We start from the raw sequence: 15,539 nt of genomic DNA on the forward strand, positions 1-15,539 counted from the left end.
TGGAGAAAGACCAGAACTCTTCCCGACTGGAAGCTTGAACCGTTTGAAGAAGCTGCTTGAGATAGGCTGATCTTTACACCGACTTATGACCACTAGGGACGGGTCTAAGCACTGCTGCATAAACCTCCATCTAATGCCTATCGTTGAAAAATAGTGCCTAGTCCTTGCGATCGGCGGTTAAGTTGACAATGCCGAGAAATCCTATAATTAATCTGCTTAGTAAATTTCCTTTTTTATAAAGGGAATATTTTGTATCTTTTTATACAAAAATCAACCTGCTTACGCCTTATTATCCTTGGTGCATAAAGAGTACCATAGGACGTATTTAATTACTGGTACTATCATTGAAATAACGGGGGAATGATTGATGAAATTAGGATCTACATTCATTTACAGCTTTTGTTTGCAGGAATACAAAAGTTGCGAAATCAGTTTCAAAGGACCTTGGATGTGGACTAATGATTTTAGCTAACTCATACTGATTGATAAAGTTTTCAACGGAATTTAAGACGCAAAGCATATTTCTTGCCTATACAATCTATTCTGAATAGATTGCATTATGCCAATTTTGAGTGGGTATGAGCTACCAGATTAGGACGATGGGCATAGTTGCAGTATTTTCGCAGCTTAATATAGGTCATTTGTTTAGGTGATTGGTATTAAGTATGGTGATGGGCAAATAGTGCTTACTTGTACCTCTAGATTCAGGCGTGAGTGCTTCTAGACAATGGAGTTAGAGACAGTTTGTTGTTGCACAGCAAATATAGTCAAGGGTGTATGCCTGTGAGCCGACAAGAATTTTACACAGTAGCTTTTCAGGCACTATTCGTTCCTTAGAATATTCACAATTGCTTAATCGTGAATATTCGATCCTATTTTCCAAAATCATTTTTAAAATGCTGAAATTTTCGCTTTTTAAATAAAGATTGAATTTAAAAAATCAGTCATTGATTTTTAATTGGGGGACAATCTATTATGGTATTTATTGATGATTTCAGGAGTGAGCTTCCGCCAGTTGTAGAAGCAAACTTATTAAGTAGAAAACTAACCTGTATGACGGCCAAAACTCTTGTAAGTAGAGTGAATAAAGCTTGTCAGTTAGACCAGAGAATAGTCGTTGCAAACTACAATATTAATAGTTTCAATTTGTCAGTCCAATTCTCCTGGTTCTATGATTTTTTGCAAAAATCTGAGATTACTCACTGTGATGGCCTTGGTGTCCTCTATGCACTGAGGTTCATGGGCTATCAGTTACCGAAGGAGTATCGGGTTTCTTATTCAACTTTGATGCCAGAGCTACTGAGGCATTCTCATAAGAATAATCTGTCAGTTTTCCTACTTGGAGCCAAGCCAGAGGTCCTACAGGTGGCGCTGACGAACATCTATTCAAAGTATTCAGGTCTTGAGCTGTCTGGACATCATGGCTATTTTGCTATGGACAGCCCCGAGCAAAATGAGGCTGTTATTACTCAGATCAATAACATGAGTCCAAATATCTTAGTGGTAGGTATGGGAATGCCGAGGCAAGAGTATTGGATTCATCAAAATTTAGAGCGCCTCAATGTAAATGCAATATTACTAGGTGGAGCCGTCATTGATCGTTTAGCAGGGATTGTTGAGGATTGTCCAATCGTGCTATCCAACAATGGCCTAGAGTGGCTGTATCGGCTAGCACGAGAACCTAAACGTTTGTTGGCACGCTACCTTCTCGGAAATCCTGCTTTTGCCTTACAGGTTGCCCTCGCTAAGTATCAGTCTATTTCTCTACTTTGAAAGTCACTTGTTCTGAACTGGATCCTAGCTAAAATGCAGCAATCCTAATTCTTTCGGTTCACATGTTTAACTCTACACTGGGTAATCTTCTAGCTTATGAAATCGAAGTCTTCGGATCTGCAGATTTTCCTGAATGATTTGCGGAGTCTCCATTTGATTTTCTGCAGACGCTGGCCCTTCGCAGTGCTAGCATTTACCGTGGTGACAAGCCTTATAGGAGCTTACACTTACCTCAAAGGAGTGACCTATGAGTCAAGTGGAAAAATCCTCTTGGAGCGTGAAAAGCTCACGTCGTCGCTAGTTGAGACTGAGATCGGTGAGTTGAAAGCGATTGGTGGCAATGATCCGATGGAGACTGAGGCTGCGATCATGCGATCCATTCCCATTGTCCAAAGGGTCATTGATGTCATGGATCTAAAGGACGATGAAGGAGAAGCATTAAAACCTGAAAACCTGATCAAGAAAAGACTCAAGATTGAGAAAGTCCGAGGTACTGATCTACTCCAAATTTCGTTTACCAGCAACATCCCCGATGAGGCGGCTGATTTTGTCAACAAACTCATGACCATTTACCTGCAAAATGGGGTGGTTGCTGATCAACAGAAAGCACGTGAATTGAGGCAGTTTGTCTCTGAGCAGCTACCCCAAACAGCACTTGCGGTCCGTCAGGAAGAGGCATCACTTCGCCGGTTTCAGGAAGTTAATAAGCTTGTCAATGCTGACACTGAAGCAAAATTGCTTTCTGAAACTTTAGATGAAATTCAGCGAAAATCTAGTGTTACCCGGGTTGATTTGAATAAGGTTCGGACTCGCTATGCCATACTCCAAAAACAGTCTGGATTTGCTGCAGAACAAGCATTAACAGTGGATGCCCTTAGCCAGTCACCGGGGGTTTCAGATGTGGCTCAAGATCTGCAAGGAGCTGAAAAACAGCTCCTCCTTGCTCAAAATCATTATGAAGAGGCCCATCCCAAAGTTCTAGATTTGCAAGAAAAGGTAGTGAAGTTAAGAGCGCTACTAGATACTAGAGCAGCCCAAGTCTCAGGGAGTCAGCGTTCTGTGTCACCTGCGCAAACTCAGATCAAAGGGGTACGCCAAACTCTATTGAGTGAATTAGTTAAAACTCAAGCACAAAAGATTGAACTTGAACGCCAGGCCCTATCGCTAGATGCAGAACGACGACATTATGAGCAGAGGCTTCAAGATTTGCCTCGCCTTCAGAAAATACAGCGAGAGTTGCAAAGGCGAATTGAAGCTGCGCAGTCAACGTATTCCACGCTGCTCAAAAAGCAACAAGAAATTCAGGTAACCGCGAATCAGCAAGGCAGTAACGGTCACATTATTGAGTATGCTAAAACCTCTGACAGGTTTCTATTGAAACCGATTGCGCTCAAACTTATTCTAGGTATTTTGCTCGGAGGAATGTCCGCCATTGGGGTTGTCTTTCTGCTTGAAATACGAGACCAATCGGTCAAGACGATCAAAGAGGCAAAAACCTTATTTGATAGTACTTTGCTTGGGGTCGTTCCCTTGATCGAAAAAAGTGATGGATCTGTCCTGCTTCACAGCTACTCTGAATCCAATGATCTGCTTTCTATAAAGACGATACGTCCATCCTTTCCCATCAGTGAAGCCTATCGAATGTTGCAATCGAATCTTAGGTTTATGCAGACTGATTCGAGGCTGAAAACGCTAGTCATCACTAGTTGCATTGCTGACGAAGGGAAATCAACAACGGTCGCCAATCTGGCGACATCAATGACCCAGCAGGGCCACAGGGTTTTGATCATTGATGCCGATTTACGACGTCCGACACAGCATTTGATTTGGGAATTTTCTAATCTTGTCGGTTTGAGTAACTTAATCATAGATAGCGTTGACGCCAGTACTGTGATCAAGAAAGAGTTAGAGAACTTGCATGTCTTAACGGCAGGCGTAATTCCTCCGGAACCTGGTATTCTCCTGAACTCAGAAAGAATGGGTGCATTGGTAGAGCAGTTTGCACAAACCTATGATTACGTAATTATTGATACGCCCCCGTTATTGGCGACCAGTGAGTCTCGCTCGCTGTGCAAAATGGCTGATGGCGTCATCCTAACCGTGCGTCCCAAAGTTCTCAAGCGATCGAGTGCGATCGCAGCCCAGGAACTCCTGGAGCAGATTAATCTTGACATTCTGGGAATCGTCGCAAATGGGGTCACGCTCAAAGATGAGCCCCATAGCTATTTCCATTACGACGACAAATACTACCAGAGCCCCGTCCCTACTCCAGAGAAACACAAGCAGACCGTATGACAGATTTATGCAAGCTTTTCCTCCCTTCCATTTTGAAATGTCAGCTTTTGAGCTGTCTGTATTATGGCTTTAGGTAGCATTCATTTATGCCCACAACTTTTCTCAATCGCGCAGCTGGACTGACTAAGCGTGTTCGTCATAGCAATCAGCTTGCAAAGAATACGCTTTGGATGCTGATGGGCCAAGGGGTTGGCATCGTTTTGCAGGCCGTGTACTTCATCATCATTGCGCGGGCGCTTGGGCCTGACCAATACGGGGCATTTGTGGGGGCAACATCTTTGATTGCGATCTTTGCACCCTTTGTCACCCTCGGTAGCGGTAGCTTAATTGTTAAGAACGTTTCTAGAAATCCAGAGCTGTTCAATCAGTACTGGGGAAATTCTTTGCTCATCATTGGCGTGACTGGAACGGTTTTTACGGCCCTTCTTTGTTTAATCTCGCCATCTTTGCTACCTAATAATATTTCGACAACTTTAGTGTTTTGTGCTGCGATCTCAGATTTTATCTGTTTGCGGCTACTAGAGATTGCAGGGCACGCCTTTCAGGCCATTCACAAGCTCAGCAAGACTGCTCAGATCAAAATTCTTCCAGGTATTACCCGCGTAGTGGCAGCGATAGTGATGGTCTATATCTTTCCAGAACCGAATGCAGTGGGATGGACTGTCCTGTACCTAATTGGGACGATCATTGCAGCCTCTGTCGCTGTGTTGCTAGTTCAGATTCACATGGGGTCTCCTAAGCTGGCGCTAGAACGAATTCGGCCAGAGCTGTTTGAGGGGTTCTGCTACTCAACAGGTCTCTCATCTCAGACGATTTACAACAACGTTGATAAAACGATGTTGGCTCGTTTCTCGACGCTCAGTTCTGCTGGGGTCTATGCTGCAGCCTATCGGATCATTGATGTTGCCTTCGTTCCGATTCGCTCTCTGTTGTCTGCCTCCTACGCCAAATTCTATCAACATGGTGCCTCTGGCATCAGCCATTCATTGCAGTATGCGAAGCGCTTGACACCATTGGCCGCAATCTACGGAATCATTGTCGGCGTTGTCCTGATTCTATTGTCTCCACTATTGCCCTATGCCTTTGGACAAAACTATGCAGAGTCTGCTCAGGCGCTTTGTTGGTTAGCTCCGCTGCCATTTTTCAAAGCCATGCACTATTTCGCTGCTAATTCACTTTCTGGAGCTGGTTTGCAAAGCCTACGGAGTGCTGCTCAGGTCTTTATCGCTATCTTCAACTTCTGTGGGAACCTAATTTTGATTCCACTGTATTCCTGGAAAGGGGCAATTGCGTCGAGTCTTGCCTCTGATGGGCTGCTAATGATCATCCTATGGACGATTGCAATTTTCTACAGTCGGAGACAGATAAAAAGAGTCTTGAATATTGAGAGGGAGAGGATGAATGGATAAAAGGGCAGCTCAAACAGTAGATCAATACTTTTACATTTTTGAGAAATCTTTCTGTATATTTGCGATTGTCTTTTATTCAAGTTCAATTCTCTTTTTGATGCAATTTGACTATAGAATTTCATTAACTATCGAAAAGCTTATTTACCATACCACCACCCTCACAACATTACTGCTGTTGTTGATCCATTGGAGGACATTTATTCCCGCATTACAAAAACTGTGGCCTTTAATGACTGTTGTCACCTTCGTTATAGGAACAATTTTTTGGTCTGATGCACCTGGCCTTTCGATTCAAAAGTGTTTACCCTTTATTCGCTGTACTCTTCTAGGTCTCTATCTTGGCATCCGATTTGACCTGAACAAGTCTCTGACTATTCTCTCCACTGCATTTATGATTAGCGGTGCCCTTAGCCTAGTTTTTGGGTTAGTGCTACCTCAGTACGGTGTTATGGGCAAAGGCATTATTTTAAGCGGAGAAGACATTAAGCATTTTGGGTCATGGCGAGGAATTTATAGCCACAAAAATTATCTGGGTCGAAGTATGGTTTTAGGCTTACTTTGCCTCTGCCTTACTCCTATTAGAAAGCAAATGTATATTGTTAAGTATTTCTGTCTAGTTATCCTTGCCCTGAACTTAATTCTTTCAAACTCCAAGACAGCGCTGGTCATTTCTTTGACAATATCTTTGCTGATTCTTCTGCTGAAATCCTTAAGGTTGAAATACAGCTGGATGTTACCCATTCTTACTTTCTTTATCTTCTGTTCGGGTAGTGTGGTTACTATTGTCTCTGACAACTTCGACCAACTCCTGGGTAGCCTCGGTAAAGACGCAACACTATCAGGCCGGACCGACCTATGGCATGAGTGTCTTTTATCGGTTCGTGATCGCCCCTTCTTGGGGCATGGCTACGGTGCATTCTGGACAAAAGGGGGAGGAGCAGAAGTAGTCTGGCGTGAATTTGGCTGGCAAGCACCCCATGCTCACAACGGTTTTCTAGATTTACTGTTGGATATCGGGATACTCGGAACAGTTCTCTTTTTACTATGCTACGTCCTTGTCTCCTACCAAGCCTTACAGCTGCTTAGACAGACAACATCACTCTCGGGTATTTTCCCCCTCGCATTCCTGGCCATGATGTTTATGGTCAATTTGACAGAAAGTTCAACTGTTGTCCGCCCCCAGTTTGCATGGACGGTTTTCGTGGGTATCTTCGTTCTTGTGCAGAGGGAACGAAGCAAGCTAGAGGCTAACGCAACAACGAGTACAGATCAAAATTTGCATGAGACAACACCGATAATCGCTGCTCATTAAACGCATGAAGCTTTATCAGTCATGAAAAATACTAAAGTTAGCGTCATTATCAATAACTATAACTATGCAGCTTACTTAGCTAGCTGTATCAATAGTGCGATCCATCAAACCTATCCTTATGTGGAAGTCGTCGTTGTTGATGATGGGTCATCGGACAATTCACAAGCAATAATCAATTCCTTCTCCAATAAAATTCAAATTGTTTTGAAAGACAATGCGGGCCAAGCTTCAGCCTTAAACGCTGGTTTCTCTGCCTGTACGGGTGACATTATTTGTTTTTTAGATGCTGACGATCTGTTTCAAGCAGATAAGGTCTCTCAGATTGTCCAATGCTTTATGCAATATCCAGCAATTGGATGGTGTTTTCATACTTTAGCCTATATCGATACTGTGGGTGCTCCTCATTCATACCTGACTCAAAGTCTTCCCTCTGCTAGCTGGGATTTGCGAACCCAGATTGCATCAGCTCAGCCTCTTCCCTATATTCCGACGGCTACCTCTGGGATGTGCTTTTCACGACATCTGCTTGAGCAAATATTACCGATGCCTGATGAAATTAGAATTACTAGCGATAACTACTTGAAGTTCGCTGCTATTGCCCTGAGCAAAGGATATTTTGAGTCCACAGCGCTAGCCCAACAGCGGTTACATGAGTCCAACGCTTATACCCATAGAGAAGACCAGGTAGAGCTGAAGGCATCCGTGTCAGTCTCCATCGCCTACGCGTTACGGACCAAGTTTCCGACCCTAGAGAAATTCGCAGATGGCCTCTTCATTAGAGGGTTAGGTATTTATTTAAGAACAGGGATCTCTGGTCCCCAGGCTGGGCTGGAGATTCGACGTTATTTTCGGGGAATGCGATTTTTCAGAAGTGTCAATATTTTGCTGCGAGTGATCTCCTGCACCCTTAAGAATCCAGAGAATATCAAGAGGAGGAGAGTCAAGTATGGATAGTCTTCCAACCCTTCTCGTCTATAGAAACACCCTGCTCAATTTATCTGAGACCTTTATTAAGTTACAGATGGAGTCCTTGAAGCAATTTACGCCCTATTATGTCGGCCTCAGAGCTAAGAATGATATTTCATGGGCAACTGATCGTCACTTAGTCCTCAGCGAAGGAGGGATCTGTGGAAAAATAAAAGAGCGCAATGCAGCGCTGCACGGCTTTCCTTCTCAATTTGTACATCAGATTCGACGTATTCAACCCAAGCTGATTCATTCTCACTTTGGACAAGATGGAGCGGTTGCTCTGCCGCTGGCTCTGCGGCTCAACCTACCGCTGATCGTGACGTATCATGGCTTTGATATCACCACGAATGATGAGTCTGCAGCGTCGAATTTCATCCAGAAGATCTACATCCAACGACGCAAAACCCTCGCTCGGAGTGCTCGACTTTTCATCGCAGTCTCTAACTTTATCTATAGGGAAATGGTAAATAAAGGGTTTCCTGAAGAGAAACTGGTTGTTCATCACATTGGTGTGGATGTAGACCATTTCTCCTTTAAACCGCTTGTGGGTAGAGAGAACATCATTTTATTCGTGGGACGGCTAGTCGAGAAAAAAGGCTGTGAACATCTGATAGATGCTATGGGTCAACTTCAGACATCTTTCCCTGAGCTCAAGCTAGTTGTCATCGGAGATGGTCCCCTACGGCCCCAATTAATCAAGCGAGCGGCCTCCAAAGTAAGACACTACTCCTTTCTGGGCGCACAGCCCCATCACGCAGTGAAGGCTTGGATGCAAAGAGCTAAGGTGTTTTGCGTGCCCAGTTTAACGGCTCGTTCAGGGGACACCGAAGGGTTTGGACAGGTCTTTGCTGAAGCGCAAGCCGTAGGGCTTCCTGTCGTCAGTTTTGCCAGCGGCGGTGTCCCGGAGGCAGTTGCCCATGCTGAGACAGGGCTGCTAGCGACTGAAGGCAATATCGAAGAACTAACTGCCCACCTGATCCGGCTTCTGTCTGATGTAGACCTGTGGCAGTACTTCAGTCATCAAGGTCGTGAGCGTGTCTGCAAATTGTTTGATCTCAAACGTCAGTCAGAACGTCTTGAGCAAATTTATATGAGTCAAGCTATGGAGCGGTTTGACTCACGATTAAGTATTTCTATCTAGCTGTATTTCTTATCATTATGAAAGTCTCGATCTGTATCATAACCTGCCTTCGACCTGAGGGTCTAAAGCGCCTCCTAGTTGGCATTACCAACCAGAAGTTTGAGATATTTATGGCTCTCGATTTAGAAGTGATTGTTATCGATAACGATGTTGATCAGTCTGCCCACACAGTTATCCAATCAGTGGAGCAAGACTTCCCCTATCGTCTATGTTACGACGTCGAAGAACAGCGAGGCATACCATTTGCCCGCAATCGATCGGTAGCCTGTGCCAGTCCTGATACAGACTTTATTGTTTTTATTGATGACGATGAAGTACCGGATGTGATGTGGTTAGAACGGCTCCTGCTCGCTCAACAAACCTATCAAGCAGACGCTATTATGGGGCCTGTGCTGCCGAAATTTCGGCATCGGGTGAATGACTGGGTTCAACACGGTAAGTTTTTTGAGCGTCCTCGTCATCAGTCTGGTTTTGAGCTATCTGCTGCTGCCACGAACAATACGTTGGTCAAAGCATCTATCCTCAGGCAGCTTGATTTTGTCTTTGATGAGCGGCTAGCACTGACGGGTGGGTCTGACTGGCATCTGTTTCGACGATTACATGGTTTGGACTATAAGTTAGTCTGGACTGATGATGCTCTGGTCTATGAATGGATACCTGAGAGTCGTACCAACCTGCGGTGGATTTTGCAGCGGGGCTATCGATGCGGCAATACAGAGGCATTATGTGAGATTAATCTCAACCCTTCAACCGCCGTGTTTTTGACATTTATTTTCAAGGGAGTTCGGCGAATTTTACGTGGGTTGCTGCTAGTGCCCCTGTGCTATATGAGGGGCAAGCCTATTTTTTTCAAGAATCTGAAGTATATCTCCCATAGTTTCGGCATGATTTCCGGTGTTTTAGGGACGTGCTACGAAGAGTATCAAGTCATCCATCGAATCTAGGGTTCTGTTGTCAGTCAGTTGCTTGGACTATCGTTGTGAAAGTTGGTTTTCTACATAAAGTGAATACGACACCACCTCGGAGTGGTGGCTCGGTGCATACCTATCAGTTGTCCCATTATTTAGCGCGTCAGGGCATTCAGCTACTGGCTTTAGATAACGAGACGGGTTCGCAGTTTTCAGAATTTTTTGCTCGCTCAGTATTGGGACTTAGAGCGCTTATTGCCCAGTCAGATGTGCTATATCTGCGCATTGATGGCCGAGTGGGGTGGGAAGTCGCTTCCTTAGTACCTAGGCTCGTGAAGCCTAATCAGCCTATTATTTGGGAAATTAACTCGACGTTGGATGAGTTGAAGGTTTTACCGGAACCTCTGAGATGGCGAGATCGCATCGGTCTTCATCTGCGTGCCCTGGCGGCTCGAAGTGCGCAAGCAGCACTCTGTGTATCGGCACCGCTGGTGCGATATGCCAAAGATATAGGCATCAAAAGTGCAGAACTGGTGCCTAATGGCTCTGATCCTGAGATGTTTACCCCTACTCTGTCAGACCCATCACTCTTTCCAGGGCTAGAGAATCAGTTTAGAGTGCTATGGGCTGGATCAACGGACTATGCCTGGCATGACTTTGACTTGTTACTGAAATGTGCCCGTCATCTAGAAGGGACAAATATTTGCTTTATTGTGCTAGGACATCCCCCCCACCAACTATCAGAGGAGATACCGACCAATCTTCACTTTATGCCTCCCGTCCCTTATCTAGAGGTCCCCAAATACTTCGCCTCTGCCCATGTGGGATTGAATCTATATCGAGAAATCGACTGGACACAATATGGCTTTTTCTTTTCGCCTCTGAAGCTCTTTGATTATGCGGCTTCTGGTTTGCCGGTCATTTATACTAATCTACCCGAGCTGGATCGAGTGGCTTCTGAATTTGGTTGCAAAGTCGATGTAGGGGATGTGCAGGGCTTAACCACGGCTTTGCAGACACTTCACAGTGATCGAGCTTTGTATGCGTCGCTGTCACAGCAGGCACGACAATCAGTCCTCAACTACTACAACTGGAACCGAGTGGGCCAGCAAACGGAGAGTCTGATGCAAACCCTTGTATCTGCCACTTGAAGAGTTCGCGCCCCTCCTATAGCAAATTTTGAAGATATCTCATAATTACAGATGAACAAACCGACCGTCACTGTTGTTATTCCTGCCTATAACATCGATTCGTATATTGAAGATGCCCTCACCTCTTTGCAGCAACAAAGTCTAGAGAACTTTGAAGCCCTAATCGTTGATGATGGCTCTACAGACAACACCTCGTATATCGCCCACCAATTTTGCCAAAGGGATGCCCGATTTCGATTACTACAGAAGGAGAATGGAGGACTATCCTCAGCCCGAAATCATGGTATTCGTGCTGCTCAATCCCCATATATTGCACTTCTAGACGGTGATGATCGCTACGAACCCGATAAGCTGGCTTCTCATGTCCGCCTTTTGGATCAATACTCGCAGGTTGGTGTTGTCTATAGCGCGTCCAAGGTGATCAGAGATGATGGTGAGGTGACCTGGATGCGTCTTAGCGGCAAGCCAATTGAGCCAGACCCTCTTGAAGCGCTGCTATACAAAAACTTTGTTGGTCATGGCTCCAATGCAGTATTTCGCTGTTGTTTGGTGGACGAAATTGGTCTGTTTGATGAAAGTCTTAAAAGTATAGAAGATCTGGATTTTTGGCTGCGAATTGCTGCTTTACAATCCTGGCAGTTTCACCGGGTTCCTACCCCCCTGGTTTGCTACCGAGTTCGACCCACGGGCCTGTCGTTTAACGTCAGCTGCATGCTGGAGTGCAATGAACGGGTGCTAGAGGCTGCTTACCAGAGACATCCAGACAAAGTGGGGGTGCTATTACCCAGGGCCAGAGCATACCTCTATCGCTATCTAGCCCGGCTAGCCCTAACTAGTGACAACCATACTCAGGCTCAACATTTTCTTCAAATTAGTTTGAGGGAAGATGCCTCGATCTTTCACCGCGATTGGCGTTCTCTGACGACGCTGGTGGCAGTCTACTGCTACCCCATTGCTCGTCTTCTACTACGTCGCTCCCTTGGTTCGGCTCCTTCTAATCTTGCATCGCAATTGGCTGAAGCTCGATCAGGAAGCACGGCCAAGCTTAAACAAGCAGGATAACCTTATGAAGCGGAGAGATTTTGTTCTAGGATTAGGGACTATGGCCGGAGCTGGAGTCGCGGTCGGTGTCGATGGTTGGCGATCTCATCCTGTCCATCAACGGCCATCGGTAGCGCTCTCACTACCTAGCCATGATGCCCAACCACTGCGTGAACTGGCGGCACAGAAGAATCTTCTCTATGGTGCGGCTACGCAGAAACGGTTTCTCACTTCAGATCCCATCTTTGCTAGCTATTTCCAACGGGAATGTGGAGTGCTGACGCCGGAGGTGGAACTAAAGTGGAAACGCCTGCGCCCAACCCCCAACGAGTTTAATTTTAATGATGGAGACTGGTTAGCTAACTTTGCAGCTCAGAATCAGATGGCCTTGCGCGGCCACACACTAGTCTGGCATAAGGGATTGCCACCTTGGTTTGCCACTCATATCAATGCACTTAACGCCCGTGATCAGATGCTGAAGCATATTGAGACGGTTGTCGGTCACTTTGCCGGTCGAGTTCACTCCTGGGATGTAGTCAATGAGGCCGTTTTCCCTTTACATCATCGTCGAGATGGATTGCGGGAGAATCCCTGGCTACAAATGCTGGGGCCGAACTACATCGAGATGGCCTTTCAGGCTGCTGCGGCTGCGGACCCAAATACTTTACTGGTATACAACGAAGTGGCCCTAGACTTTGACGAAAATGATAAGAAAAGAGCAGCAACCTTAGCACTTTTACAACGGCTCAAGGCGAAAAAAGTTCCGATCCATGCTTTAGGGATTCAAGGGCATCTGCGAGGGAAGACCAAGATCAATGCAGAGAAGTTAAAGACGTTTTTGCGGGAGGTGTCAGCTCTGGGCCTCAAAATTATGATTACGGAGTTGGATGTGACGGATAGAGCGTTTCCACGGGACATTGACCAGCGAGATCGTCAGGTTGCCGAAATCTATAGCGAGTATCTATCCGTGGTCTTACAGGAACCAGCCGTGAACGCACTGATCACCTGGGGCCTGAGCGATCGCTATATCTGGCTCAAGAACGAAGCCAGAAAAGACGTTGCCTTGCCTCGGCCACTGCCCCTGGATAGGCAGATGAATCGCAAGCTGGCTTGGTCTGCAATCGCAAACAACCTTAAGGCCGCACCCAAGCGATAGTTCCACTCTCCTACACATTATTGACTGTCCGTAAAGTAATATCGATAGGATCCACAATGTCTCAAACTCTCTCTAAGGTGGTTCATGATCCCAGCAAAGCACTGAGCATCCTTACGTATCACATTTCCAAACACTTTGGTCATCATGACTCTCAAAAATTTATGGTTTTAACCTGCTCCCGAACGGGGTCAAACCCAGGGCTGTTTCAAGTTCCTGGAAGAAAATCTGAAATCAAGATTCTTATGTACCCAGATTTCTCATGACAATATTACTGCCCACGAATTTCCAATGCTTTTGAATTACCTCTGGTGAACTTAAAACAGCCCTGGGGTCAAACCTGTCGATTTCCCTCCTCAATTCTCAACATCCCTCAATTCTTGTTGAGTGTGAGACATTCGCAAGATTGAGAGGCCAAACATTTGAACAGATATTTGGCTCAGTTTATTCAAAACGGCCTCCGAAAATCAATGTTGTCGGATTCAAGCTGTTCTAATACTATCCCATTAATGATAAGCATCAAATCGAGGTACTTTGGAATCGGATTATAGCGGATTGCATAACTATCAAAACTACATAATCAGCTTAAAGCATTGTTATGAAAGTGCTTGATGTTTCTAAGATTCTGGAAGCCGCTAGATCAGGAACAAAGAAATTCGGTTCATCCATCTAAAGTATAGAAATAAACTACCAACGATTATGTCAAGAACTATTGCGGAACAACAAGAAATTTGGAGCCACAAAGAGACTAATACAAACCAGTTCCCTGGCGTTAAATGCAAACAGATATTGCTGTCTTCAGAAGCCTTGGAGAATAAGTTTTTGGCGTTTAGAGATCTTGAAATTCAGTCTGCCAATCGTCTGAGCGGTCATCATATTCCAGATATTTACTACGAAGATATAGTTGAGAACATTGATGCAGTCACAAGCCAGATTCTTGATTTCCTGGGTTTACCCCCTTGCCAACCTAAAACCTCTTTTCGGAAACTAAATATAGAGTCCCTCCAAGAACTCATTTCAAACTACGCTAGCCTTAAACAGTATCTTGATGGCAGCTAGTAGAAGCTGTTCTTTAAGAGCTAAGCTGTTGATTCTCTATCGATGTCAGTTCAAACAGAAATTACCTCATGATTCATCATCAAGATGCCAGTATTTTCTTCGAGTATCCAGTCAGAATCCCAGGCCATAAAATCGCCTACTGGCCTGTACCAAAGAATGCCTGTACCTCTCTCAAATATGCTTTTTATGCGCTGAGAACGGGGCAGGAATTTATACCCCTAAAGGTGGGGCATCGGTACGTTTACCACATTCATCGAATTTTTCCATCTCGACCGTTTAAAGCGATTGCGCTAGCTTCAGACTGGATTAAGCTTGCGATCGTCAGAGATCCATTAGATCGACTGGTATCGTCCTACTGCAATCGAGTCATGTACCATTCTGATTTGGCACGCTATCAACTCCAGCTCCAGGCCAAGAATTTAAAGCGATGCCCCAGTTTCCCAGAATTTGTTGAAAATCTAGATACATATCGATCGATCTCAAAAAGTATTCAGTATCACACTGATCCTCAGGTGAGATTCCTCGGCGACGATCCATCCTACTTTGACATAGTGATTAGTGTCAAAGAACTCCAAAACTTGCCCAACCGTCTTGGGCTTACACTGCTTAGCCTTCCCCAGAAGCAAGATGGTGGCCGAGAGTACAAAGACGCTGCTATTGGCAGCATTGACTCAACGCTAAAAGCCAAAATTCTTAGTGACTACAGAGAAGATTACGATGTGTTTGGTAAATTCTTCGAATCTGTCAGCCTTGAGTCACCCAATTGATTTCGGGTGGAAGGCCCAATTGAAGAGAGTGATTAAAACCGGGGGAAATTATGTAGAGTGGGGTTTTTAGCCTCCCAAATACTTACATCGAAGAGAGATTGCTTTGATAGTTAATCCCCAGCTATAGCCAAGGTTTTGGGGTTCTACCTGACGCACTAAATCTCTGCCTAAGGGATGTTATTCAAAAGACGGTATATCAACGTTTCCCCCGGCTTTAATCGCTCTCCGTCCTATACATCAGATCAAGTAATTGATACTGAATTCTTGCCAGAGCAGTAGATCAAAGATGAGGGAAGTTATGATCGCTACACCAACGCCACAAAGCAACCAAACTCATAACTAATCCAATAAGACTGGCAATTATGCGTGCCAAAATCTGAACGAGCACCATGACAATACCTCGCTTGCAAAATAGTGATTCAGATTTCTAGAAACCTTGACTTCACGATGATATCTGAGATGGATTATTAGAAATTGTCAGGACTGAGTAGCCAACTCCAGGTGATTCACCACTCTCTGGTAGTCTAGATGGCTCACTCTGTCACACCTTCTCATCCTCTC

12 protein-coding genes are annotated in these 15,539 nt (G+C 45.0%); all 12 read left to right on the top strand.

Features of this window, described 5'->3' with window-relative positions; all coding sequences use genetic code 11:
* The first annotated feature begins 975 nt into the window (after positions 1-975).
* The 12 genes from Q0986_RS15180 to Q0986_RS15235 all read left to right on the top strand — a co-directional run bounded on the left by Q0986_RS15180 (position 976) and on the right by Q0986_RS15235 (position 14,978).
* Positions 976-1,773 carry a WecB/TagA/CpsF family glycosyltransferase gene (locus tag Q0986_RS15180; protein WP_299411924.1) on the top strand — a complete coding sequence of 266 codons (798 nt, stop codon included), beginning with the start codon at positions 976-978 and terminating at the stop codon, positions 1,771-1,773.
* Positions 1,774-2,043: 270 nt separating this feature from the next.
* Positions 2,044-4,068 carry a polysaccharide biosynthesis tyrosine autokinase gene (locus Q0986_RS15185; protein WP_299411929.1) on the top strand — a complete coding sequence of 675 codons (2,025 nt, stop codon included), beginning with the start codon at positions 2,044-2,046 and terminating at the stop codon, positions 4,066-4,068.
* 86 nt (positions 4,069-4,154) lie between these two features.
* Entirely contained in the window at positions 4,155-5,477 is a 1,323-nt protein-coding gene (locus Q0986_RS15190; RefSeq protein WP_299411934.1) for an oligosaccharide flippase family protein, read from the top strand.
* Positions 5,470-6,789, top strand: coding sequence for an O-antigen ligase family protein (locus Q0986_RS15195; RefSeq protein WP_299411937.1), 1,320 nt, complete (start codon positions 5,470-5,472; stop codon positions 6,787-6,789). Before Q0986_RS15190 ends, Q0986_RS15195 begins: the two co-directional genes overlap by 8 nt.
* A gap of 21 nt (positions 6,790-6,810) precedes the next feature.
* On the top strand, positions 6,811-7,743 hold the full coding sequence (locus Q0986_RS15200) for a glycosyltransferase family A protein (protein ID WP_299411939.1): 933 nt from the start codon (positions 6,811-6,813) through the stop codon (positions 7,741-7,743).
* Positions 7,736-8,899 carry a glycosyltransferase gene (locus Q0986_RS15205; protein WP_299411942.1) on the top strand — a complete coding sequence of 388 codons (1,164 nt, stop codon included), beginning with the start codon at positions 7,736-7,738 and terminating at the stop codon, positions 8,897-8,899. Before Q0986_RS15200 ends, Q0986_RS15205 begins: the two co-directional genes overlap by 8 nt.
* 17 nt (positions 8,900-8,916) lie before the next feature.
* Positions 8,917-9,843: a glycosyltransferase family 2 protein gene (locus tag Q0986_RS15210; protein ID WP_299411945.1), complete on the top strand. Its 927-nt coding sequence runs from the start codon at positions 8,917-8,919 to the stop codon at positions 9,841-9,843.
* Positions 9,844-9,878: 35 nt separating this feature from the next.
* Positions 9,879-10,958: a glycosyltransferase gene (locus Q0986_RS15215; protein ID WP_299411947.1), complete on the top strand. Its 1,080-nt coding sequence runs from the start codon at positions 9,879-9,881 to the stop codon at positions 10,956-10,958.
* Between the two features lie 51 nt (positions 10,959-11,009).
* The gene (locus Q0986_RS15220; protein WP_299411951.1) at positions 11,010-12,020 is read left to right on the top strand and encodes a glycosyltransferase; all 1,011 of its coding nucleotides are present in this window, start codon (positions 11,010-11,012) and stop codon (positions 12,018-12,020) included.
* Between the two features lie 4 nt (positions 12,021-12,024).
* Entirely contained in the window at positions 12,025-13,155 is a 1,131-nt protein-coding gene (locus Q0986_RS15225; RefSeq protein WP_299411955.1) for an endo-1,4-beta-xylanase, read from the top strand.
* 696 nt (positions 13,156-13,851) lie between these two features.
* Positions 13,852-14,211 carry a hypothetical protein gene (locus tag Q0986_RS15230; RefSeq protein WP_366918600.1) on the top strand — a complete coding sequence of 120 codons (360 nt, stop codon included), beginning with the start codon at positions 13,852-13,854 and terminating at the stop codon, positions 14,209-14,211.
* 68 nt (positions 14,212-14,279) lie between these two features.
* Positions 14,280-14,978: a sulfotransferase family 2 domain-containing protein gene (locus Q0986_RS15235; RefSeq protein WP_299411958.1), complete on the top strand. Its 699-nt coding sequence runs from the start codon at positions 14,280-14,282 to the stop codon at positions 14,976-14,978.
* Positions 14,979-15,539: the final 561 nt, after the last annotated feature.

Source organism: Acaryochloris sp. IP29b_bin.148 (assembly GCF_028285565.1).
Classification (GTDB): Bacteria; Cyanobacteriota; Cyanobacteriia; order Thermosynechococcales; family Thermosynechococcaceae; genus Acaryochloris.